This is a genomic window from Allobosea sp. CCNWLY174 (genome assembly GCF_037120455.1).
Taxonomy (GTDB): Bacteria; Pseudomonadota; Alphaproteobacteria; order Rhizobiales; family Beijerinckiaceae; genus Allobosea; species Allobosea lupini.
Genome location: NZ_JBBBBQ010000003.1, coordinates 153586 through 174389, shown reverse-complemented (window position 1 = coordinate 174389; position 20804 = coordinate 153586). Strand labels below are relative to the sequence as shown.

The window sequence follows — 20804 nt, the reverse complement described above, 5'->3', positions numbered from 1 at the left end:
GGATGGGAGCGCGATGAAGACCAGGGCCGCCAGGGCACATCACGGTTCGGTATCGCTCACCACCGTCGCGGAGGATACCGGCGTCTCGATCTCGACGGTGTCGCGCATTGTCAACGGCGAGAGCGGGCGGGCCTCGCCCGAGACGGTGGCGCGCGTCGAGGAGGCGATTGCGCGGCTGGGCTATCGGCCCAACCCGGTCGGCCGGGCGCTGCGCCAGCGCGCCAGCCGGGTCGTCGCGATGCTCTCGCCCAATCTCGACAACCCGGCCATGGCGGCGATCGCGGTCTCGACAGAGGCTGCGCTGCGCGCTGCCGGCTACGTCATGATCCTCTGCGACACGCACGACCGCGCCGAATTGCAGGACGACTATCTCCAGGCGATGCGCGAGCAATTCGTAGCCGGCTATGTGATGGTCAGCGCGGTGCGCAGCCGCGGGCTGGAAGAGACACTGCGGCGCGGCGACCCGATGGTCTTCGTCGCCCGCCACAACCCGCTCGGCGGCGGCGCCTATGTCGGCATCGACAACCGAGCAGCAGGAGCCGATGCCGCCGACTTCATGCTGGCGCGCGGCATCGAGCGCCCGGCCGTGCTGATGGCGGCCCAGAACGTCTCGAGCACGCAGGAGCGCGCCTCCGGCTTCATCGACCGGCTCGTCGCACACGGTATACCGGACAACGCGATCCGCCGCGCCAGTGGCCCCGGCCTGTCGCATATCGAGATCGGCTATGCCGCCGCGAAGGCGCTGGTCCAGCAGGGCGGCTGGCCGGAAGGCGCGCTCTGCGTCAGCGACATGATCGCCTATGGCGCCTATCGGCTGGCGATCGAGAGCAATGTGCAGATCCCGCAGCGCTGCATGCTGGTCGGGGTGGACGGCAATGCGCTCAACCACTGGATCGCCCCCTGGCTGACCTCGATCCGCATCCCCTATGAGAGCTTCGGCGGGCATGTCGTCGCCCAGCTGGAATCGCTCTGGAGCGGTGAACCGACGTCGGAGGTTCGCATCCCGCATGAGCCGCCGATGGTCGGGCTCGCACAGAAGGCAACGGCATGACCCTGCTCGACCACGAGACCCAGCCGCTCGAGCAATGGCGCGAGGGCGTGATGACGCTGATGCGGGTCTCGGCGCTGGTGCGCTCGGCCCAGCTTTGCATCTTCGAGCAGTTCTGCGATCCCGGCCTCGGCGCTCCCCTCCATCTCCACGCCGTCGAGGAGGTGCTGGAAGTGATGCAAGGCGAAGCCGAGGTCACGCTGCGCGGCGAGAGCCTGACCTTGCGAGCCAACCAGTCCATTGTGATCCCGGCCGGCGCCAGGCACGGCTTCCGCAATATCGGCCGCGGCATCCTCAAGGTCCGCGCCACGCTCGCCGCCCCGATCTTCGAAGCGAGCTATGACGACCGCGCCGAGCAGTCGCGACGCTGGATTCCCTGAAACGGACAGGTACGAAGAGCCAGCTACAGCGCCGGCCCTGCAGTCATGCTACAAAACCCTTGTCCTGCCGCAACGAGGGATGGCCGATGAGCGGACCGCATCATGTCGTGGTGATCGGCGGCGGCTTCGCCGGATTGGAGACCGTGCATCGTCTCGCCGGCGCCGACGTGCGCATCACCATCGCCGACCGGCGCAATCACCATCTCTTCCAGCCCCTGCTCTACCAGGTCGCCACCGCCTCGCTGGCCACCTCCGAGATCGCCTGGCCGATCCGGCATCTGTTCCGGCGCCGTGGCGACGTCACCACGCTGCTCGCCGAGATCACCGGCATCGACACCGTGAGGCGCGAGGTCGCGCTCTCGACCGGCGAGATCCTGCCTTACGACACGCTCGTCGTCGCCACCGGCGCGACCCATGCCTATTTCGGCCATGACGACTGGGAGCCCTACGCACCTGGCCTGAAGACGCTCGAGGACGCGACGACGATCCGCCGCCGCATCCTCACCGCCTTCGAGCATGCCGAGGCGCAGGCTGATCCGGAACGTCGCGCGGCACATCTGACCTTCGTCGTCATCGGCGCCGGCCCGACCGGCGTCGAGCTCGCCGGCACGATTGCCGAATTGGCGCGGGCCACCCTGCCGCAGGAGTTCCGCCGGATCGATACCCGCACAACCCGGGTCGTGCTGGTCGAGGCCGGCCCGCGCATCCTGCCCAGCTTCGATGCCGATCTTGCAGACTATGCGCATCGCGAATTGCAGCGCATCGGCGTCGAGGTCCGCACCGGCGCGCCGGTGACCGCCTGCACGCCAGACGGCGTCGTGATCGGCGAGAAGCACCTGCCGGCAGCGACCGTCATCTGGGCCGCCGGCGTGCGCGCCTCGCCGGCCGGCGCCTGGCTGGGTGCCCGCACCGACCGCGCCGGCCGTGTCGAGGTCGAGCCCGATCTCAGCGTGCCCGGCCATCCCGAGATCTTCGTGATCGGCGACACCGCGAGCGTCATGGACCAGGACGGCAAGCCGGTGCCCGGCATCGCGCCCGCTGCCAAGCAGCAGGGCCGCCATGTCGCTGCGACGATCAAGCGCCGGCTCGCCGGCGACAAGGCGCCGCGACCCTTCGCCTACAGCCATGCCGGCAGCCTTGCGACCGTCGGCAAGCGCGTCGCCATCATCGATTTCGGCCGGGTCAAGCTGAAGGGCTGGCTCGCCTGGTGGCTGTGGGGCCTGGCGCACATCTACTTCCTGATCGGCGTGCGCAACCGGCTCAGCGTCGCGCTGAGCTGGCTCTGGATCCACGCCCGCGACCAGCGCAGCGCCAGGCTGATCACCCAGCGCGACGTGAAGCGCGATGAACGCGGCTGATGGTGCTCAACGCCCGGTCAGATAGCGCGCCAGCCCCGCCGTCGAGGCGTCATGCACCTCGGCCGGCGCCTTGCCCTCGATCACAGGCAGCAACGCCGTCGCCAGCTCCTTGCCGAGCTCGACGCCCCATTGATCGAAGGCGTTGATGTCGAACACCGCCGCCTCGACGAAGACGCGGTGCTCGTAGAGCGCGATCAGCCGCCCGAGCGTGAACGGGTCGAGCTTGCGATAGGCGATGGTCACGCTCGGCCGGTTGCCGGGGAAGACCTTGTGCGGCGCGAGCTGCTCGATCGCCTCCGGCGACAGCCCCTGCTTCGTCAATTGCGCCTTCGCCTCCTCCAGCGTGCGGCCCTTCATCATCGCTTCGCTTTGGGCGAGGCAATTGGCGAGCAGCAGGCGGTGCTGATGGGCAAGTTCCGGCTCGTGCCCCTCGGCGGCGACGAGGAACTCGCAGGGGACGATGTCGGTGCCCTGGTGCAGCAGCTGGAAGAAGGCGTGCTGGCCGTTTGTACCGGGCTCGCCCCAGACCAGCGGCCCGGTCGGCCGCGTCACCGCCCCGCCCGCCTTGTGCACGCGCTTGCCGTTCGATTCCATATCGAGCTGCTGCAGATAGGCCGGCAGCCTTGCGAGGCGCTGGTCGTAAGGCAGGACCGCGCGGGCCGGGTACCGGCAGGTCTCGCGATGCCAGAGCCCGATCAGGCCGAACAACACCGGCAGGTTCTGCGCCAGCGGCGCGGTGCGGAAATGCTCGTCCATCGCGTGCGCGCCGGCAAGAAAGGCGCGGAAGTTCTCGGGGCCGATCGCGATCATCACCGGTAGGCCGATCGCCGACCAGACCGAATAGCGCCCGCCGACCCAGTCCCAGAAGCCGAAGATCCGCTCCGGCTGGATGCCGAAGGCCGCGACTTTGTCGAGCGCGGTCGAGACAGCGGCGAAATGCCTGGCCACGGCGTCCTCGCCGAGCGCCCCTGCGATCCAGCGCCGCGCCGTCGCGGCATTGGTCATGGTCTCGATCGTGGTGAAGGTTTTTGATGCCACGATCACCAGCGTTCGGGCTGGATCGAGCTTCGCCAGTGTATCGGCGATATGGGCGCCGTCGACATTGGAGACGTAATGCAGGCGCGGCCCGTCATGGTAGGGCGCCAGCGCCAGCGTCGCCATCACCGGTCCCAGATCGGAACCACCGATGCCGATATTGACGACATCGGTGAAGCGCTCGCCATCGGCAGCCGCGATCTTGCCGCTGCGGATACCATCGGCGAAGGCGGACATCCGCTCCAGAACGGCGTTCACCTCTGGCATGACGTCGACGCCATCGACCATGACCGGTTTTCCGGACTGGTTGCGCAGCGCTGTGTGCAGCACGGCCCGCCCTTCCGTCGTGTTGATCGGCTCGCCGGCGAACATCGCGTCGCGCTTGGCTTCGACATCGGCCGCCTTTGCGAGCGCCAGCAGCAGCTCGATCGTCTCGGCCGTCACCGCCGTCTTGGAATAGTCGAGCAGGAGGTCTTCGAGCCGGGCCGACAAGGTCTGGAAGCGATTGGTGTCGGCGGCAAATAGCTCGCGCAGATGCTGCGAGACGGTTCGGGTGCGATGCGCGGCAAGATCCGCCCAGGCCTTCTCCAGCACGATCATTCTCCGTGGCGATTGCGACCGGCCGCCGCAGCGACAATTCGAAGTAGCATATCGATGGCGGCAAGGTCACGGCAGGAGCCGGGCAGGACGGATATGCAGAGGGAGGATCGTCAGCCCGAACGGGCGAGCTGCGCTTCCAGCTCTACCGCTTTCGGCAGATCGGCGCCGCGGCGACCGACCGTGATGGACGCAGCAGTCGCGGCGTCGTTCAGCAGATCGCCCAATATTGCCAGGTCGAGCCCGGCGACACCTTCGATGCTCAATCGATCCGTTTGCGACAGCCGCCCCAGCAAGGCGGCATGGAAACTGTCGCCGGCGCCGACAGTATCGCGGACGCTGACCATTTTGGCCGGCACCTCGACACTTCCCCCGGCGCAGAAGCCGATCGCGCCATCCGCGCCGCGCGTGATCGTCACCAGCTTCGCGCCGAGCCCCAGCCAATAGGCGGCAGCCTCCTGCAGCGACAGCTTCCCGCCCCAGGCGATGCGGACATCCTCCTCGCTCGCCTTGATGATCGTCGCGGTGCGGTAGAAGCGCTCGGCAGCGCGAGCCCACAACGCCATGTCCGGCACCACGCTCGGTCGCAGATTGGGATCGACGCTGATCACGAGCCGGCCATGCTCGCGCGCGGCCAGCGAAGCCAGCGTCGCACCGGTCGGCTCGACCACCATGCTGTAGGAACCAAAGGTCAGCGCCCGTATCTCAGGCGGCAATGCGGACGGCAGATCGGCCGGCATCAGGAAACGGTCGGCCGCGCCCTCGCCGTGAAAACCGTAGCTGGGCTGCCCGTCTGTCCCTGTCGTGACGGCCGATATCGTCGAGAGCCGGTCGCTGCGGACGATGAAGCGGGGATCGACGCCTTCCTGCCTCAGCCGCCCCGCCAGCATCGCGCCGATGCCGTCGCGCGAAATCGCTCCGAGGTAGCCGACCGGCAGGCCGAGCCGCGCCAGGCCGATCGCGACATTGAAAGGCGAACCACCGGTCACCGCGCGCCCGGCCATTTCGGCTCCCTCGGGCGGATCGAGGAAGAGATCGACTAGCGCCTCGCCGCAGACCAGGATCATGCCACCGCGCTCAGGCTGCGCGAGGGGTGGCGAAGCGCCGTGTCGAACGGATTGAGCATCGCGCCCAATGTCGCTGCCTCCGCCCTGAGGATGGCGACGACGCCGGGCAGTCGCTCGGGCCGCAAGCGATCCGCCAACGTGCCGACGCTGAGGGCCGCGACGGCGCGCCCCTGCGCATCGAAAACCGGCACGCCGAGGCCCGCCATGCCCGGGATCAGCCCGGTGTTGAGATTGACCCAGCCTTGCGCGCGTGCCTTCTCCAGTTCGACGCGCAGCGCCGCCTCGTCGAGGAAGCCGCGATCCAGCAGGCGCGGCACGTTGAAGCGGATCACCGCTTCGCGCTCGGCCTCGGGCAGATGGGCGAGGATGGCAAGGCTCCCCTGCCCCAGCCCGAGCGGCACCTTGCCGCCGATGTCGCCGGTGAAGGAGCGGATCGGGAACGGCCCCTCGATCCGGTCGAGACAGACGGCTTCATAGCCGTTGCGCACCAGCAGGAAGATCGTGTCGGTCAGCGTCGCCGAGAGGCGCAGCAGCACCGGCTTGGCGAGATCGCGCAGGCCGTCGGCATGGCCGGCCCGGGCCGCCAGCACGAAGAAGTCGAGCGCCAGCCGGTAGCGCTTGCCGATCTGCTCGACGAAGCCTTCGGCGGCGAGGTCCTGCAGGGCGCGATGCGCCGTGGGCTGGCTGCAACCGGCCTGCTCGGCGAGATCCTTCAGGCGGATGCCGCCCGCATCCGCCGCCCCGACCAGGCGCAGCAGGCCGAGCGCGCGTCGCAGGCTGGAAAGGGGCTCGGCAGAATCAGTCATTCACCTACGCTAATCAGACCCATACCTATTCGCAATAAATTTCATATATAGGAATTTATAGGATAAAAATTCTCTCATATGGAATTATGCGTTGACGAAATTCCACCGCTCCGGCTTCTGGAACGCATGAGGGCAAAAGACCCCGATGAGTGGGCGGGGCAAGCCGAGCGGGAGAGGTCATGCGCTTCCTGACGCTGGACAAGCTGAGCAAGGTCTACGGCGATTTCGCCGCAGCGCGCGACATCGACCTCAGCGTCGCCAAGGGCGAGTTCGTCTCGCTGCTCGGTCCCTCCGGCTGCGGCAAGACCACGACGCTGCAGATGATCGCCGGGCTGGTCGAGCCGACCACCGGCACGATCACGCTGGACGGTCGCGACATCACCCGCGAGACCCCGAACAAGCGCGGCCTCGGCATCGTCTTCCAGAGCTATGCGCTGTTCCCGCACATGACGGTGGCGCAGAATGTCGCCTTCGGCCTGGAGATGCGCAAGGTCGCCAAGGCCGAGCGCGACGAGCGCGTCGCGACCATGCTCGGCCTGGTCCATCTCGGCGGCTTTTCCGAGCGCTATCCGCGCCAGCTCTCCGGCGGCCAGCGCCAGCGCGTCGCCATCGCCCGCGCGCTCGTCATCCAGCCGCCGGTGCTGCTGCTCGACGAGCCGCTGTCCAATCTCGACGCCAAACTGCGCGAGGAGATGCAGTTCGAGCTGCGCCGCATCCAGCAGCGCGTCGGCACCACCACGATCATGGTGACGCACGACCAGGCCGAAGCGCTCTCGATCAGCGACCGCGTCGTGGTGATGGAGCAGGGCCGGATGACGCAGGTCGACGCCCCCTACAGGCTCTACGAGAACCCGGCGACGCCGTTCATCTCCACCTTCGTCGGCAAGATGAACCGGCTGGAAGGCGTCTGGCGCAAGGGCGCGGCGGAGGTTGCCGGCATCGCCCTGCCGGCTGAGGCCAGCGGTCTTCAGGAAGGACAGGCGATCGCGCTCTCGATTCGGCCGGAGAAGATCGCGCTGAAGCCGCCAGGGCAAAGCCGGCTCGACGGCACCATCGCCAATCGCTTCTTCCTCGGTGGCTCCTGGCTTTTCACGGTCGAGACGCCGGCGGGTGCCATCCTGGTCTCGGCGCCGAACGACGGCGAGGAGCCGGCCCGCGAAGGCGCCAGGGTCGCGCTCGACTGGGCTCCGGCCAGCCTGCGCATCGAGCCGCTCGCGCAGGGAGCGGCGGCATGAGTGTCGGGCGCTCAGCGGCGACACCGTTCTGGCTCGCCGGGCCGGGCGCGCTGGTCTTCCTCGGGCTCATCGTCCTGCCGCTCGTACTGACGATGATCCTGTCCTTCCACGCCTATGACCACACCACCGGCATCAAGAACGAGTTCACCCTCGCCCACTACGCGGCCGTATTCTCGGACGACTACTATCTCGGCATCTTCTGGCGCACGCTCCGCCTCGCCGCGCTGACCACGCTTATCTGCGCCGTCATCGGCGCGCCCGAGGCCTATATCCTGTCGCGGATGCGCGATCCCTGGCGCTCGGTCTTCCTCCTGGTGATCATCGGGCCGCTGCTGGTCTCGGTGGTCGTCCGCGCTTTCGGCTGGAGCATGCTGCTGGGCTCGACCGGACTCGTGAACCAGTCCCTGCAGGGGCTCGGCTTCGAAAGCGTGCGCCTGCTCTATACCGAGACCGCGATCGTGATCGCGCTCGTCCACGTCATGCTGCCTTTCATGGTGATCCCGGTCTGGACCGCGCTGCAGAAGCTCGATCCGATGGTCGAGGCCGCCGCCTGGAGCCTTGGCGCCTCCCACTTCACCGCGCTGCGCCGGGTCGTGCTGCCGCAGGTCTCGCTCGGCATGCTCTCAGGCAGCCTGATCGTCTTCGGCCTTTCGGCCTCGGCTTTCGCCATCCCCGGCCTGCTCGGCGGGCGCCGGCTCAAGATGGCTGCGACGCTGGTCTACGACGAATACATGCACGAACTGAACTGGCCGCTCGGCGCGACGACCGCGATCATCGTCCTCGCCGCCAATCTCGTGATCATGCTGGCCTATAACCGCGTCATCGAGACGCGCGCCCGCAAGGCCTTGGGGTGAGTTCGATGCAGAAGAACGGCCCCGTCGCGCTCCTCTTCCACACCCTCGTCGTCTCCTTCGTGCTGGCGCCGCTGGTGGTGATCTGCCTGGTCGCCTTCACGCCGGAGAACACGCTCTCGATCCCGACCACCAGCTTCTCGCTGCGCTGGTTCAAGGCGATCTTCGAGCACCCCGACTTCGTCGCCTCCTTCGTCAACAGCCTCTGGCTGGCGACGCTCGCCGCGACACTCTCGGTCGCGATATCGGTACCGGCGGCGCTCGCCATCGACCGCTACGACTTTCCCGGCCGCAATGCACTGAACGCCCTTTTCCTCTCGCCGCTGATCATCCCGCACCTCGTGCTCGGCGTCGCCTTCCTGCGGCTCTTCGCGCTGATCGGCGCGACCGGCAGCTTCGCCTGGCTCGTCGCCTGCCATGTCGTGGTGATCACGCCCTATGTGCTGCGCCTCGTGATGGCTGCCTTCACCGGGCTCGACCGCTCGGCCGAGCAGGCGGCGATGACGCTGGGGGCCTCGCACTGGACGGTGTTCCGCCGCGTTACCGCGCCGATGATCCTGCCGGGCATCACCGGCGGCTGGCTGCTCGCCTTCATCAACAGCTTCGACGAACTGACCATGTCTATCTTCGTGACCTCGCCGCAGACCGTGACGCTGCCGGTGCGGATGTACATGTACGCGACCGAATCGATCGACCCGATGATGGCCGCCGTCTCGGCGCTGATGATCGCGCTCACCGCTGTCGCCATGCTGGTGCTCGACCGCGCCTTCGGCCTCGACAAGATTCTCGTCGGGCAGAAGTGACATGCCGCTCCTGCACCGCCTCGTCCGCGCCGACCATCCGGCCATCGCCTTCACCCTCGACGGCGAGCCTTGCGAGGGCCGCGCCGGCGACACCGTGCTGACAGCGATCCTGACCCAGGCCGAGCGCCTGCGCCTCTCCGAGTTCTCGGCCTCGCCGCGCGCCGGCTTCTGCCAGATGGGCGCCTGCCAGGATTGCTGGGTCGTGCTCGAGAACGGCGAGCGCCTGCGCGCCTGCTCGACCGCGCTGACCGCCGGCATGCGCATCCTCACCCGCCGCGCGAGGACGGCATGAGCGGGCAACCGCCCAGCGAGCGCCCGCAGCCGCTGATCGTCGGCGCCGGGCCGGCCGGCATCCGGGCCGCTGAGGCGCTGGTCAAGGCCGGCCTGCATCCGCTCGTGGTCGACGAGGCACCCGCCTGCGGCGGCCAGATCTACCGCCAGCGACTCGTGCCGGACGGACGCTCGACCCGCGACCTCTACGGCTCAGAAGCGCAGAAGGCCGAGGTGCTGCATCGCGACTTCGCCGCGCTCGACGGCAAGCTCGACTACTGGCCGCAGGCGCTGCTCTGGAACCTCCGCACCGACGGGGCCGACATCATGGTCGAGGGCACGAGCCGGCAGGTCGCCTATGACGGCCTGATCCTCGCGACCGGCGCGACCGACCGCATCCTGCCGATCCCCGGCTGGACCTTGCCGGGGGTCTTCACTTTGGGCGGCGCCCAGATCGCGCTGAAGAGCCAGGGCTGCGCCATCGGCTCGAGAATCGTCTTCCTCGGCTCCGGGCCGCTGCTCTATCTCGTCGCCTGGCAGTATATGAAGGCCGGCGCCAAGGTCGCGGCCGTGCTCGACACCGCGCCTTTCGCCGCAAAGTTCAACCTGTTGCGCGGATTGCCGCTCTTCCCGGGCATCGTGCTGCGCGGCATGCGGATGACCGCAGAGCTGAAGCTGGGCGGCGTCGGCCTGCATTACGACGTCGGCGATGTCCGCGTCGAGGGCAAGAACAAGGTCGAAGCGATCGCCTGGCGCCAGGACGGGATGGAGCATCGGCTCGCCTGCGACGGCATCGGCTACGGTCTTGCCCTGCGCTCCGAAACGCAAACAGCCGATCTCGCCGGCTGCCGCTTCGCCTTCAATCAGCGCGACCGCGCCATGCTGCCCGAGCGCGACTCCGCCGGCCGCACCAACGTGCCCGGCGTCTATCTCGCCGGCGACGGCGCCGGCATCGCCGGGGCGGATGCGGCCGAACGCGCCGGCGAACGGGCCGCGCTCGCTCTGCTGCAGGATCGCGGCCTGCCGCATGACGCCACCCGGGCCGCGACTCTGGAGACGGAGCTCGCCCGCATCGGCCGCTTCCGCGAGGTACTGGAAGCCGCCTTCCCCTTCCCGGTGCATTGGGCGCGGGAGATCGCCGACACCACCACTCTCTGCCGCTGCGAGGAGGTCTCTGCCGGAGATATCCGCGCCGCCACCAGCCAATTCGGCGTGCACGAGCTCAACCGGCTGAAGGCTGTCAGCCGCGTCGGCATGGGCCGTTGCCAGGGGCGCATCTGCGGCGCCGCCGCCGCCGAATTGCTGGCGCATGAAACCGGCCGCGGCATCGAGGCCGTCGGCCGCCTGCGCGGCCAGGCACCGGTCAAGCCCGTGCCGCTGACGCTCCCGCTCGCGGCTGAGCAGGAGGCGGCGGAATGAGCCGGCGCCTGTCCGTCGACGTCGCGATCATCGGCGGTGGCCTCGTCGGCTCCTCGGCCGCGCTGGCGCTGCGCGGCATGGGCTTTTCCGTCGCCTTGCTCGACAAGGGCTTTTGCGGCGCGCAGGCCTCGGGCGTGAACTATGGCGGCGTGCGCCGCCAGGGCCGGCCGGTCGAACAATTGCCGCTGTCGCAGCGGGCGCATGCGATCTGGCCGCGGCTCAAGGCGCTGATCGGCATCGATGGCGAGTTCCTGCGCTCCGGCCATCTCAAGCTCGCTCGCACCGACGCCGACATGGCCGCGCTCGAAGCCTATGCGGACGCCGTCGCGGAGCAGGGCCTCGACCTCGAGCTGATCGGCCATAACGGCCTGCGCGAGCGCTTCGGCTGGATCGGCGACAGCGTCGTCGGTGCTTCCTTCTGTGCAGGCGACGGCCATGCCAATCCGCGCCTGGTCTCGATCGGCTTCGCTGCTGCGGCGCGCCGGGCCGGCGTCGAGGTGCTGGAGAACACGGCGGTCGACGACGTAACCCGCGATGGCGAGGGCTTCGCACTCGAGGCCGCGAACAACCTGTCGCTGCGCTCCCGCTTCGTCATCAACAGCGCCGGTGCCTGGGCCGGTCCCTTCGCCGCGGGCTTCGGCGAGCCGGTGCCGCTCTCGCGCATCTACCCCTCCATGATCGTCACCGAGCCGATGGACCAGGTGATGTCGGTCAATATCGGCATGGAGGGCGGCGGCATCTATGCCCGCCAGGTCGAGCGCGGCAATGTCGTGGTCGGCGGCGAGCGCGCCTTGCCGCTGGCCGATGCCGATTTCTCGCGACCGCGCGGCGATGGCGCGATCGCGATCATGAACAACGCCGCCGCGCTGTTCCCCGGCCTGCGCCATGCCCAGGCGATCCGCTTCTGGAGCGGGACCGAAGGCGCCATGCCGGACAGGAACCCGGTGATCGGCCCGAGCGGGACGACGCCCGGCCTGATCCACGCCTTCGGCTTCACCGGCGCCGGCTTCCAGATCGCGCCGGGCGTCGGCGAGGTTCTGGCCGAACTCGTCCGGGACGGCGAGACGCAGACCCCGATCGCGGCCTTCTCGATCGGCCGCTTCAGAGATTCCGCCCGCACCGACGCTGGCTCGGGTGCGGGGCAAAACCAAGAGCCGCACAACGCAGGGGAGTTGAGACCATGACCAGCTATCGCACCATCCTGGCAGCCGGCGTCGCCACTATCGCGTTCGCCGCGGCCGGCAGCGCCTTCGCCCAGTCGAAGACGCTCTATGTCGGCATGAACGGCGGCAATTTCGAGAAGACCTTTACCCAGGCCGTCTTCCCGGACTTCGAGAAGGCCAACGACGTCAAGGTCGTGGTCGTGCCCGGCACCTCCTCGGACATCCTCGCCAAGGCGACGGCTGCCAAGGACAAGCCGCAGATGCACGTTATGTTCCTCGATGACGGCGTCATGGTCCGCGCCATCGGCGCCGGCCTCTGCGAGAAGCTGAAGCCTGGCCCGGAGCTCGCCGACCTCACGCCCGGCTCGCGCATGAAGGACGACATGGCCGTTGGCATCGACCTCGGCATGACCGGCCTCGGCTACAACAAGAAGCTGTTCGACGAGAAGGGCTGGCCGGCACCGACCTCGTGGATGGACCTCGCCGATCCCAAGTACAAGGGCAAGGTCGTGTTCCAGTCGGCCTCGGCTTCCTCCTTCGGCCTGCACGCCTTCCTGATGTTCAACCGCATCCAGGGCGGCACCGAAGCCAATGTCGAGCCGGGCTTCACCAAGTTCCGCGACACCATCGGCAAGAACGTCCTCGAATTCATCCCGAGCTCGGCCAAGATCGCCGAGATGGCCCAGACTGGCGAGGCCGCGATCTTCCCGCTGACGCCGACTGCAATCTCGACGCTGAAGGAGAAGGGCATCGGGGTCGAATACGCTCAGCCCAAGGAAGGCTCGGTCGTGCTGATGGTCGCTGAATGCGTCATCGCCAAGAACTCCGAGCCGGAGCTGGCACAGAAGCTCGCCGCCTATCTGCTCTCGCCCGAGGCTCAGTCCAAGGCGCTCGCCGCCGGCAACATCGTGCCCTCGAACACCAAGGCCAAGGCTACGACACCCGAGGCCGAGAAGAAGCTCGAGGCCTTCCATGCCAACATGAAGAGCGCCGTCACCCTCGACTGGGACCAGATCAATGCCAAGCGGCCGGAATGGAACAGCCGCTGGAACAAGATGATCGAGCGCTGATCCGCGCCCATCTGCGAACGGCCCGCCGCAAGGGAAAGGCCCTGGCGGCGGGTTTCGTGCCATCAGATACTTTTGGACTGCACGCATTCCTTGCATTTTAAGGTTTGCCGTCCATCATTGCATCGAATTCGGTGCGGCCCTGCCTGCCCTGAAGCGAAGCGACATGGTGGTGGGATGACGCAGTCGGCCGCACTGGCCTCGCCAGCCCCGGGCGGGGATGAGCAGATCGAGGTCACGGCCAAGACCGGCCTCGAGGAACTGACGACGCGTCTCGCCAAGGCGCGCGGGGTCGAAGAGATCCTGCGGGTCGTCCGCGGCGGCGCCCGCAGGCTCGTCGGCGCCGACGGCATCAGCTTCGTCCTGCGCGAGGGCGACAAGTGCTTCTATGCCGACGAGGACGCGATCGGCCCGCTCTGGAAGGGCCAGCGTTTCCCGCTCGACCGCTGCATCTCCGGCTGGGCGATGCTGCATGGCGAGGCTGTCGTCATCGAGGACGTCTACGCCGACGATCGTATCCCGCACGCCGCCTACCGGCCGACCTTCGTGCAGAGCCTCGTCATGGTGCCCGTGCACGCCGACGATCCCGTCGCCGCGATCGGCGCCTATTGGGCGCGCCCGCACAGGCCGTCCGACGAAAGCGTCGAGATGCTCAAGCGCATCGCCAACAGCGCCGCGGTCGCGATGACCAATGTCGCGCTGTTCTCCTCGCTGAACGCCGCGCGCGAGGAGGCGGTGCGCGCCAAGGACGCACTGATCCTCGCCATGGCCGCGCTCGCCGACACCCGCGACAACGAGACGGGCGACCATATCCGCCGCACCCAGCACTATGTCCGCGCGCTGGCCGAGGCGGCGCGCCGGCACGGTCTCTACCAGCCCGAGCTCGACGCCGAGCTGATCGAGCTCATCTACAAATCGGCGCCGCTGCACGATATCGGCAAGGTCGGCATTTCCGACGCCATCCTGCGCAAGCCCGGCAAGCTCGACGCCGAGGAATTCGCGATCATGCGCACCCACGCCAGGCTTGGGCGCGACGCCATCGCCAATGCCGAGCGTTATTTCGGCGGCACCACAGGCTTCCTGACGATCGCCAAGGAGATGGCTTATTCCCATCACGAGCGTTGGGACGGCCAGGGCTATCCGGAAGGCCTGGCCGGCGAAGCGATACCGCTCTGCGGGCGGATCATGGCGATCGCCGACGTCTACGACGCCCTGGTGTCGGACCGCGTCTACAAAGCGGCGATCCCGCACGCCGAGGCGGTGAAGGTGATCGAAAGCGAGCGCGGGCGCCATTTCGATCCGGCGCTGGTCGATGTCTTCCTGGAGATCGCTCCGGTCTTCCAGGAGATCGGCGAGCAGTTCGGCAAGCCGGCCTGAGCCTGCCGGCAGCGCGCCTGACCGCTGCCTGCCCGGCGCCTCCCGAACCTGCGCTTGCCGGCTCCGGATTTGACAGGCAAGCCTGCCTCGCTACATTTCTGCAATCGATTACATCACCGATCAGGCGGTCGATCGCGAGCTCCGGCAAGGGGCCGCACCAGCGGGAGGGTCGCGATGAAGACCATGAAGGGGCCCGGGCTCTTCCTCGCCCAGTTCGCTGGCGACGAGGCGCCGTTCGACTCGCTCGACGCGATCGGCCGCTGGGCGGCGTCCCTCGGCTACAAGGGTGTCCAGATTCCGAGCTGGGATGTCCGCCTGTTCGATCTCGCCAGGGCCGCCGAATCCGACGCCTATTGCGACGAGGTCAAGGGCACGCTCGCCCAGTACGGCCTGTCGATCACCGAGCTCTCGACCCATCTCCAGGGACAGCTGGTCGCCGTCCATCCAGCCTTCGACGAGGCCTTCGACGGCTTCGCAGTGCATGCCGTGCGCGGCAACCCGAAGGCGCGGCAGGAATGGGCAGTCGAGCAGATGAAGCTTGGAGCCAAAGCCTCGCGCCGGCTCGGCCTCACAGCCAATGTCAGCTTCACCGGCGCGCTCGCCTGGCCCTTCGTCTACCCCTGGCCGCAGCGCCCGGCGGGGCTGGTCGAGACCGCCTTCGCCGAGCTCGGCAGGCGCTGGCGCCCGATCCTCGACGCCTATGACGAGGCCGGCGTCGACCTCTGCTACGAAATCCATCCGGGCGAGGACGTCCATGACGGGGCGACCTTCGAGCGCTTCGTCGATGCGGTCGGGGGCCATCGCAGAGCCTGCATCAACTACGACCCCAGCCATTTCCTGCTGCAGCAGCTCGACTATCTCGCCTTCATCGACATCTACCATGAGCGGATCAAGGCCTTCCATGTGAAGGATGCCGAGTTCAATCCCAACGGGCGTGTCGGTGTCTATGGCGGCTACGAGCCCTGGATCGACCGCGCCGGCCGCTTCCGCTCGCTCGGCGACGGCCAGGTCGATTTCGGCGGCATCTTCTCGAAGCTGGCGCAGTATGATTACGAGTCCTGGGCCGTGCTCGAATGGGAATGCGCGCTGAAACACCCTGAGGACGGCGCGCGCGAAGGTGCGGAATTCATCGCAGCCCATATCATCCGGGTGACGGAACGTGCCTTCGACGACTTTGCCGCCGGGGGCACCGACGAGGCAGCGAACCGGCGCATGCTGGGCCTCGGCTGAAGGGGATGGCCATGGCGATCGAGGGCTCGACGACGCAAAAACTCAATCGCCGTCTCCGCCTCGGCATGGTCGGCGGCGGGCGCGGCGCCTTCATCGGCGCGGTGCATCGCATCGCTGCAAGGCTCGACGATCGCTGGCAGCTCGTCGCGGGCGCTCTCTCCTCCGATCCGGAGCGCGGGCGCCTCTCCGGCGAGGACCTGTTGCTCGACCCCACCCGCCTCTATGCCGATGCCACCGGGATGGCAAAGCGCGAGAAACGCCGAAAGGATGGCATCGATGCGGTCGCGATCGTCACGCCGAACCATGCCCATGCGCCGGCGGCAAAAGCCCTCCTCAAGGCCGGCATCCATGTGATCTGCGACAAGCCGCTGACGACGAGCCTGCGCGAGGCGGAAAGCTTGGCGAAGCTGGCCAAGGACAGCGGCCTGATCTTCGCGGTCACGCATAACTACACCGGCTACCCGCTGGTCCGGCAGGCGCGCGCCATGGTCGCCGAGGGCGCACTCGGCAAGCTGCGCGTCGTCCAGGTCGAATACGCACAGGACTGGCTCGCCACCAGGCTCGAGGAGAGCGGGCAGAAGCAGGCGGAATGGCGCACCGACCCGGCGAGGTCAGGCCCCGCCGGGTCGATCGGCGATATCGGCAGCCATGCCTTCAACCTCGCCGAATTCATCGCGAACGACGAGGTCGAGGCGCTCGCGGCCGAAGCCCATGTCTTCGTCGAGGGCCGCCGGCTCGACGACAACGCCCATATGCTGCTGCGTTTCAGGGGCGGGGCGCGCGGCATGCTCTGGTGCAGCCAGGTCGCGGCCGGCCAGGAGAACGGCCTGCGCATCCGCCTCTATGGCGAAAAGGGCGGGCTCGAATGGCAGCAGGAGAATCCGAACCTGCTGATCCATTCGCCGCTCGGCGAGCCGCCGCGGCTGATCCGGCGCAACGGCGCCGGCGCCGATCCCGTCGCCAACGCCGCCTCGCGCATCCCCGCTGGCCACCCGGAAGGCTATCTCGAAGGCTTCGCCCAGCTCTACACCGATATCGCCGAGCAGATCACGGCCCGGATCGAGGGGCGCGAGCCCGCCCCGTTCTCGACGCTGGTGCCGACCGTCGCCGATGGCGTCCGCGGCGTCCGCTTCATCGAGGCGGCGGTGCGCTCCTCGGCCAGAGGTGCGCGCTGGCTGGAACTCTGACGATCTCGATGCCGCTTGTCCTTCCCACCAGCTGCACGGCATAAGCAGCGCCGACGACAGGGAGGACGACGCCATGGAATTCCGCCCCGATATCGGCCAGCTCTCGCCGACCGTGCGCGAGCATCTGGCGCCGGCCAACCTGCTGCGCGCCGGCATCAACCTCTCGAACTTCCTGCTGGTGTCGAGCCGCGGCCCGCAGGGCGAGCCGCAAGGCGTCTCGCCCGACATGGCCCGCGCCCTCGCCGATCTTCTCGGCACCGGCCTGCGCTATGTCCCTTACGAGAATCCTGGCCTACTCGCCGACGCCGCGCCTTGCGACGAATGGGATGTCGGGCTGATCGGCGCCGAGCCGCAGCGGGCCGAGGCGATCAGCTTCACGCCGGCCTATGCCGAGATCGAGGCGACCTTTCTCGTCCGCGATGCCTCGCCGCTGCGCGAGATCGCCGATGTCGATGCTGAGGGCGTCCGTATCGCGGTCAGTGGCCGGGCCGCCTATGGCCTCTGGCTCGATCGCAATATCCGCACGGCTGAGCTCGTCCGCTCCGGCACGCTCGACGATTCCGCTGCCGACTTCGTCACCAAGGAACTCGATGCGCTGGCGGGCCTGCGGCCGCGTCTGCTCAAGGATGTTGCCGTCATTCCCGGCACGCGCATCCTCGACGGCCACTTCATGACCGTGCAGCAGGCGATCGGCGTGCCCAAGGCCAAGGCCGAAGCGGCGGACTATCTCGCGAAATTCGTCGCCGCAGCGAAGGAATCCGGCTTCGTCGCAGCGCTGATCGCCAAGCACGGCGTGCAGGGGCTGAGCGTCGCGCGCTGATATCGGCCGTCATTCTCGGGCGAAGCGAAGCGCAGACCCGAGAATCTCAGGAGGAGAAGGTGCTGGTTTCCGAGATGCTCGGGTCAAGCCCGAGCATGACGGCGGAGGTCACGTCCCATCCGTCCCGGCGCCGCAGACCAGCGCGCAGACCTTGCTGCCCGGCGCAGGCACGAAGCGCTTCGCCTGCAGCGCCGCGACCGCCGCCGCGCCCGAAAGGTCGGCGGCGATGCCGAACTCGAACCAGAGCGATCGGGCTGCCTGCTCCATCTCCGCGTCGCTGACCAGCACGATCTCGTCGACATGTTTCGTGACGGCCTCGTAGATCGCCTGGTCGGTCCGCCGGCATGACATCGTCGCGACCCGCGTCTCGAGCTTGTCGAGCGTGACCAGCTTGCCGGCTTCGAGGCAGGCATGCAGCGTCGGCGAGCCATAGGGCTCGATGCCGATGATCCGCGTCTCCGGCCTGAGCGCCTTCACAGCCGTCGACAGGCCGGTGATCAGCCCGCCGCCGCCGATCGCGACGAGGATGACATCGACATCGGGAAGCTCGTCGAGGATATCGAGGCCGAGCGTGCCCTGGCCGGCGACCACCACGGGATCGCTGAACGGATGGGCATAGGTCGCGCCGGTCTTTTCGGCGTAGGCGAGCGCCGCGGCATTGGCGTCGTCCCAGACCGCACCGACGATCTCGACCTCGGCGCCCCATCTCTTCAGCTTGGCGACCTTGTCGGCCACGACATTGGACGGCAGGAAGATTTTCGCCTTCACGCCGAGCACATGGGCCGAGCGGGCGATGGCGAGCCCGTGATTGCCTCCGGATGCCGTGACGACACCGCGCGCCAGCTCCTCGGCCGAGAGCGTCAGCAGGCGGTTCATCGCGCCGCGCGCCTTGAAAGAGCCCGCCGCCTGCAGCAATTCGAGCTTCAGCGTCACCGTGCCGCCGAAATCCTCGCGCGCGCTGAGCTGGCCATAGGGCAGGATCGGCGTCTTGCGGATATGCGGCTGGATTCGCCAGCGCGCCGCGCGGATGTCGTCGAGGCCGATCACGAGAGCACGCCGCGATAGGGCGCCGCCACGATCAGGCAGCAATTGCCCGGCCGGACCCGGCCGGGCTGGCGTCGGCCATAGAGGATGCCGTCGGCGGCGTAATGCAGCGTCTCCGGTGGCCGGGTCGGGTCCCAGGTGCAATGGATCTTGCCCGCCGGCTGCCCGGCGCTGACCTTTTCGCCATTGGCGTGGAACGGCTCGAAGATGCCGTCGGCCGTGGCGTAGACATAGGCCGCGGTGCCCGGCAGTTCGAGCACCTGCCCGTCGCCGCGACGCGGCTCCGGCTTGTCGCGGGCGACGATGCCGAGATGGTCGAGGACATTGGCGACGCCGCGCCGGCAGATCTTCAATGCCTCCAGCGAGACCGCGCCGGCTCCCGCCATCTCGGTGCCGACCGTGACGAGGCCCTGCCGGCAGGCAGTCGCCGTCGCGGTACGCGGCTCGCCGAGATTGGCGATCACCACCGTCATCGGCGCATCGAACGCCTGCACCGCCGCGACATTCCGCTTGTGCAACTGCGGATCGTCGGTCGGCTCGACGATCGCGCTCGGGATGATGTCGAGCGAGGAACCGCCGGAATGCAGGTCGAGGAAGGCGTCGCCGAGCGGCAGGATATGGTCGCTGACGAAGGCCGAGATCTGCTGGGTGATGGTGCCGCGCGGATCGCCGGGGAAGGTCCGGTTGAAATTGAGGCCGTCCACCGTAGACGTCCGCTGGCCGGCGATGACGGCATGGACATTGTTCGCCGGCATCAGGATGAGCCGGCCCTGCACGCGGCCGGGATCGAGATCGCGGATCAGGTCGCAGATCGCGATCGGCCCCTCGTATTCGTCGCCATGATTGCCGCCTTCGAGGATCGCGGTCGGCCCCGAGCCGTTCTTGATGATCGCGATCGGGATCCGCGTCGCGCCCCAGGCGTCGTCATGCGGCGAATGCGGGATCATCAGGAAGCCGACCTGCTTGCCGTCCTTCTCCGGATCGACGGTGAGGAAGGCGGAGGACGGGCGCGGGGTCGGCTTCTGGCGGGGGCTGGTCATGGTGGGGCTCGATGGGACGTGGCTTGGGAAGCCTTCCCTGCAACAAGGGAAGGTCGAGACGGGTCGTCATGCTCGGGCTTGCCCCGAGCATCTCAGGCAGTTGAGGCTCCGGTCAGAGCCTTCTGGTCAGGAGATTCTCGGGTCGGCGCTCCGCTTCGCCCGAGAATGACGGCAGCAGGGATCCCTCACAGCGTCGGAAGCGGGTCCATCGGCATGTCCAGATACTTCTTGTGCAACCGGTCGAGCTCGCCGTTCATCGAGGCGTAGAAGATGAAGCTGTCGAGCCAGCGCACGAGATTATGCTGGTCCATCTGCACGCCCATATGCGCCGGGCTGCGGCGGATGACGAATTTGCGCTCGAATTCCTTGTTCGGGTTCTGCTTTGCCAGCGCCTGGGCGACGATCGAGTTGGTCGCGAGCAGGTCGGCCTGGCCGGTGATGTAGGCCGCGGCCGCGGTCGCGTCGTCCTCGGTGCGCATCACATTCGCCTTGGGTGCGGCTTCGGTGATGGCGAGTTCCTGCGTCGTACCCTTTGCGGCGGCGATGCGGGCCGAGCCCAGCGTCTCCGGACTGCTGACGGCGGCGGACTTCGCCCCATAGACCGCCAGGAAGGTGTTGGCATAGGGCGCGGTGAACATGATCTGCCGGGCGCGCTCCGGCGACAGGCCCATCACCGAGATCACGATGTCGACCTTGTCGGTCAGCAGGAACGGAATGCGGTTGGCGCCGGTGATCTGCTGCATCTCCAGCTTCACGCCGAGGCCTTTGGCGACCATCTCGGCGAGCTCGATGTCGAAGCCGACCGCCTTGCGGTTGGCGTCCTGCGAACCGAAGGGCGGCGCATCGAGCGGCACGCCGATCCGCACCACGCCCTTGGACAGGATGTCCTGAAGCTTGTCGGCCTTGGCCTCGACCGCGCCGAACGCGGCGATCGCCATCGCCGCGAGCCCTGCAAACAGTTTACGCATCTGTCTCTCCCCTCGTTGACCGCTGCTGGAACGGATCGT

General features: G+C 68.0%; 20 protein-coding genes. 14 read left to right on the top strand and 6 right to left on the bottom strand.

Translation table 11 applies throughout. The annotated features are described in order from the left end of the window. Nucleotides 1–13: 13 nt before the first annotated feature. From V7S63_RS11810 to V7S63_RS11800, 3 genes are all read left to right on the top strand, one after another. A complete protein-coding gene (locus V7S63_RS11810) occupies nucleotides 14–1051 on the top strand; it encodes a LacI family DNA-binding transcriptional regulator (protein WP_091837893.1) in 1038 nt (345 codons plus the stop codon). Next, entirely contained in the window at nucleotides 1048–1428 is a 381-nt protein-coding gene (locus V7S63_RS11805) for a cupin domain-containing protein (protein WP_336530355.1), read from the top strand. Before V7S63_RS11810 ends, V7S63_RS11805 begins: the two co-directional genes overlap by 4 nt. 86 nt (nucleotides 1429–1514) lie before the next feature. Further along, entirely contained in the window at nucleotides 1515–2786 is a 1272-nt protein-coding gene (locus V7S63_RS11800) for an NAD(P)/FAD-dependent oxidoreductase (RefSeq protein ID WP_336530354.1), read from the top strand. 6 nt (nucleotides 2787–2792) lie between these two features. On the opposite strand, the gene pgi is transcribed toward V7S63_RS11800, so the two are convergent. The 3 genes from pgi to V7S63_RS11785 form a co-directional block, all read right to left on the bottom strand. Then, nucleotides 2793–4421, bottom strand: coding sequence for a glucose-6-phosphate isomerase (pgi, locus tag V7S63_RS11795; protein WP_442896455.1), 1629 nt, complete (start codon nucleotides 4419–4421; stop codon nucleotides 2793–2795). Between the two features lie 110 nt (nucleotides 4422–4531). Beyond that, nucleotides 4532–5485 carry a carbohydrate kinase family protein gene (locus V7S63_RS11790; protein WP_336530352.1) on the bottom strand — a complete coding sequence of 318 codons (954 nt, stop codon included), beginning with the start codon at nucleotides 5483–5485 and terminating at the stop codon, nucleotides 4532–4534. Beyond that, nucleotides 5482–6291 (bottom strand): IclR family transcriptional regulator, encoded by an 810-nt coding sequence (locus V7S63_RS11785; RefSeq protein WP_091837906.1) that lies wholly within the window; start codon nucleotides 6289–6291, stop codon nucleotides 5482–5484. Before V7S63_RS11785 ends, V7S63_RS11790 begins: the two co-directional genes overlap by 4 nt. 179 nt (nucleotides 6292–6470) lie before the next feature. On the opposite strand from V7S63_RS11785, the gene V7S63_RS11780 reads away from it, so the two are divergent. The 11 genes from V7S63_RS11780 (at nucleotide 6471) to V7S63_RS11730 (ending at nucleotide 17713) form a co-directional block, all read left to right on the top strand. Then, nucleotides 6471–7526, top strand: a complete 1056-nt coding sequence (locus V7S63_RS11780) for an ABC transporter ATP-binding protein (protein WP_336530351.1) — start codon at nucleotides 6471–6473, stop codon at nucleotides 7524–7526. After that, on the top strand, nucleotides 7523–8380 hold the full coding sequence (locus V7S63_RS11775; protein ID WP_336530350.1) for an ABC transporter permease: 858 nt from the start codon (nucleotides 7523–7525) through the stop codon (nucleotides 8378–8380). Before V7S63_RS11780 ends, V7S63_RS11775 begins: the two co-directional genes overlap by 4 nt. 5 nt (nucleotides 8381–8385) lie before the next feature. Beyond that, the gene (locus V7S63_RS11770) at nucleotides 8386–9180 is read left to right on the top strand and encodes an ABC transporter permease (protein ID WP_336530349.1); all 795 of its coding nucleotides are present in this window, start codon (nucleotides 8386–8388) and stop codon (nucleotides 9178–9180) included. A 1-nt stretch (nucleotide 9181) separates the two neighbouring features. Beyond that, entirely contained in the window at nucleotides 9182–9472 is a 291-nt protein-coding gene (locus tag V7S63_RS11765; protein ID WP_336530348.1) for a (2Fe-2S)-binding protein, read from the top strand. Next, nucleotides 9469–10869 carry an NAD(P)/FAD-dependent oxidoreductase gene (locus V7S63_RS11760; protein ID WP_336530347.1) on the top strand — a complete coding sequence of 467 codons (1401 nt, stop codon included), beginning with the start codon at nucleotides 9469–9471 and terminating at the stop codon, nucleotides 10867–10869. Before V7S63_RS11765 ends, V7S63_RS11760 begins: the two co-directional genes overlap by 4 nt. Beyond that, nucleotides 10866–12053, top strand: coding sequence for an NAD(P)/FAD-dependent oxidoreductase (locus tag V7S63_RS11755; protein WP_336530346.1), 1188 nt, complete (start codon nucleotides 10866–10868; stop codon nucleotides 12051–12053). The genes V7S63_RS11760 and V7S63_RS11755 overlap by 4 nt, the downstream gene beginning before the upstream one ends. Further along, a complete protein-coding gene (locus tag V7S63_RS11750; protein ID WP_336530345.1) occupies nucleotides 12050–13102 on the top strand; it encodes an ABC transporter substrate-binding protein in 1053 nt (350 codons plus the stop codon). Before V7S63_RS11755 ends, V7S63_RS11750 begins: the two co-directional genes overlap by 4 nt. 174 nt (nucleotides 13103–13276) lie before the next feature. Then, nucleotides 13277–14476 carry an HD-GYP domain-containing protein gene (locus V7S63_RS11745; RefSeq protein ID WP_336530344.1) on the top strand — a complete coding sequence of 400 codons (1200 nt, stop codon included), beginning with the start codon at nucleotides 13277–13279 and terminating at the stop codon, nucleotides 14474–14476. 174 nt (nucleotides 14477–14650) lie between these two features. Then, nucleotides 14651–15706, top strand: a complete 1056-nt coding sequence (locus V7S63_RS11740) for a sugar phosphate isomerase/epimerase family protein (protein ID WP_336530343.1) — start codon at nucleotides 14651–14653, stop codon at nucleotides 15704–15706. Nucleotides 15707–15717: 11 nt separating this feature from the next. After that, nucleotides 15718–16893, top strand: a complete 1176-nt coding sequence (locus tag V7S63_RS11735; protein WP_336530342.1) for a Gfo/Idh/MocA family protein — start codon at nucleotides 15718–15720, stop codon at nucleotides 16891–16893. Nucleotides 16894–16966: 73 nt separating this feature from the next. After that, nucleotides 16967–17713 (top strand): transporter substrate-binding domain-containing protein, encoded by a 747-nt coding sequence (locus tag V7S63_RS11730; RefSeq protein WP_336530341.1) that lies wholly within the window; start codon nucleotides 16967–16969, stop codon nucleotides 17711–17713. 108 nt (nucleotides 17714–17821) lie between these two features. Here the strand turns inward: V7S63_RS11730 and V7S63_RS11725 are convergent, their stop codons facing one another. The 3 genes from V7S63_RS11725 to V7S63_RS11715 form a co-directional block, all read right to left on the bottom strand. Further along, nucleotides 17822–18760 carry a threonine ammonia-lyase gene (locus V7S63_RS11725; protein WP_336530340.1) on the bottom strand — a complete coding sequence of 313 codons (939 nt, stop codon included), beginning with the start codon at nucleotides 18758–18760 and terminating at the stop codon, nucleotides 17822–17824. Next, nucleotides 18757–19797, bottom strand: coding sequence for a succinylglutamate desuccinylase/aspartoacylase family protein (locus tag V7S63_RS11720; protein WP_336530339.1), 1041 nt, complete (start codon nucleotides 19795–19797; stop codon nucleotides 18757–18759). The genes V7S63_RS11725 and V7S63_RS11720 overlap by 4 nt, the downstream gene beginning before the upstream one ends. Before the next feature lie 185 nt (nucleotides 19798–19982). Further along, nucleotides 19983–20765 carry a transporter substrate-binding domain-containing protein gene (locus V7S63_RS11715; RefSeq protein WP_158673482.1) on the bottom strand — a complete coding sequence of 261 codons (783 nt, stop codon included), beginning with the start codon at nucleotides 20763–20765 and terminating at the stop codon, nucleotides 19983–19985. Between the last annotated feature and the right edge of the window lie 39 nt (nucleotides 20766–20804).

Excerpts from the sequence above, each read along its gene's own strand:
- V7S63_RS11720 (WP_336530339.1), bottom strand. The coding sequence starts at position 19,797 with ATGACCAGCCCCCGCCAGAAGCCGACCCCGCGCCCGTCCTCCGCCTTC.
- V7S63_RS11770 (WP_336530349.1), top strand. The coding sequence starts at position 8,386 with ATGCAGAAGAACGGCCCCGTCGCGCTCCTCTTCCACACCCTCGTCGTC.
- V7S63_RS11805 (WP_336530355.1), top strand. The coding sequence starts at position 1,048 with ATGACCCTGCTCGACCACGAGACCCAGCCGCTCGAGCAATGGCGCGAG.
- V7S63_RS11810 (WP_091837893.1), top strand. The coding sequence starts at position 14 with ATGAAGACCAGGGCCGCCAGGGCACATCACGGTTCGGTATCGCTCACC.
- V7S63_RS11800 (WP_336530354.1), top strand. The coding sequence starts at position 1,515 with ATGAGCGGACCGCATCATGTCGTGGTGATCGGCGGCGGCTTCGCCGGA.
- pgi (WP_442896455.1), bottom strand. The coding sequence starts at position 4,421 with ATGATCGTGCTGGAGAAGGCCTGGGCGGATCTTGCCGCGCATCGCACC.
- V7S63_RS11745 (WP_336530344.1), top strand. The coding sequence starts at position 13,277 with ATGACGCAGTCGGCCGCACTGGCCTCGCCAGCCCCGGGCGGGGATGAG.
- V7S63_RS11755 (WP_336530346.1), top strand. The coding sequence starts at position 10,866 with ATGAGCCGGCGCCTGTCCGTCGACGTCGCGATCATCGGCGGTGGCCTC.
- V7S63_RS11750 (WP_336530345.1), top strand. The coding sequence starts at position 12,050 with ATGACCAGCTATCGCACCATCCTGGCAGCCGGCGTCGCCACTATCGCG.
- V7S63_RS11785 (WP_091837906.1), bottom strand. The coding sequence starts at position 6,291 with ATGACTGATTCTGCCGAGCCCCTTTCCAGCCTGCGACGCGCGCTCGGC.
- V7S63_RS11730 (WP_336530341.1), top strand. The coding sequence starts at position 16,967 with ATGGAATTCCGCCCCGATATCGGCCAGCTCTCGCCGACCGTGCGCGAG.
- V7S63_RS11740 (WP_336530343.1), top strand. The coding sequence starts at position 14,651 with ATGAAGACCATGAAGGGGCCCGGGCTCTTCCTCGCCCAGTTCGCTGGC.
- V7S63_RS11715 (WP_158673482.1), bottom strand. The coding sequence starts at position 20,765 with ATGCGTAAACTGTTTGCAGGGCTCGCGGCGATGGCGATCGCCGCGTTC.
- V7S63_RS11760 (WP_336530347.1), top strand. The coding sequence starts at position 9,469 with ATGAGCGGGCAACCGCCCAGCGAGCGCCCGCAGCCGCTGATCGTCGGC.
- V7S63_RS11790 (WP_336530352.1), bottom strand. The coding sequence starts at position 5,485 with ATGATCCTGGTCTGCGGCGAGGCGCTAGTCGATCTCTTCCTCGATCCG.
- V7S63_RS11775 (WP_336530350.1), top strand. The coding sequence starts at position 7,523 with ATGAGTGTCGGGCGCTCAGCGGCGACACCGTTCTGGCTCGCCGGGCCG.
- V7S63_RS11735 (WP_336530342.1), top strand. The coding sequence starts at position 15,718 with ATGGCGATCGAGGGCTCGACGACGCAAAAACTCAATCGCCGTCTCCGC.
- V7S63_RS11780 (WP_336530351.1), top strand. The coding sequence starts at position 6,471 with ATGCGCTTCCTGACGCTGGACAAGCTGAGCAAGGTCTACGGCGATTTC.
- V7S63_RS11765 (WP_336530348.1), top strand. The coding sequence starts at position 9,182 with ATGCCGCTCCTGCACCGCCTCGTCCGCGCCGACCATCCGGCCATCGCC.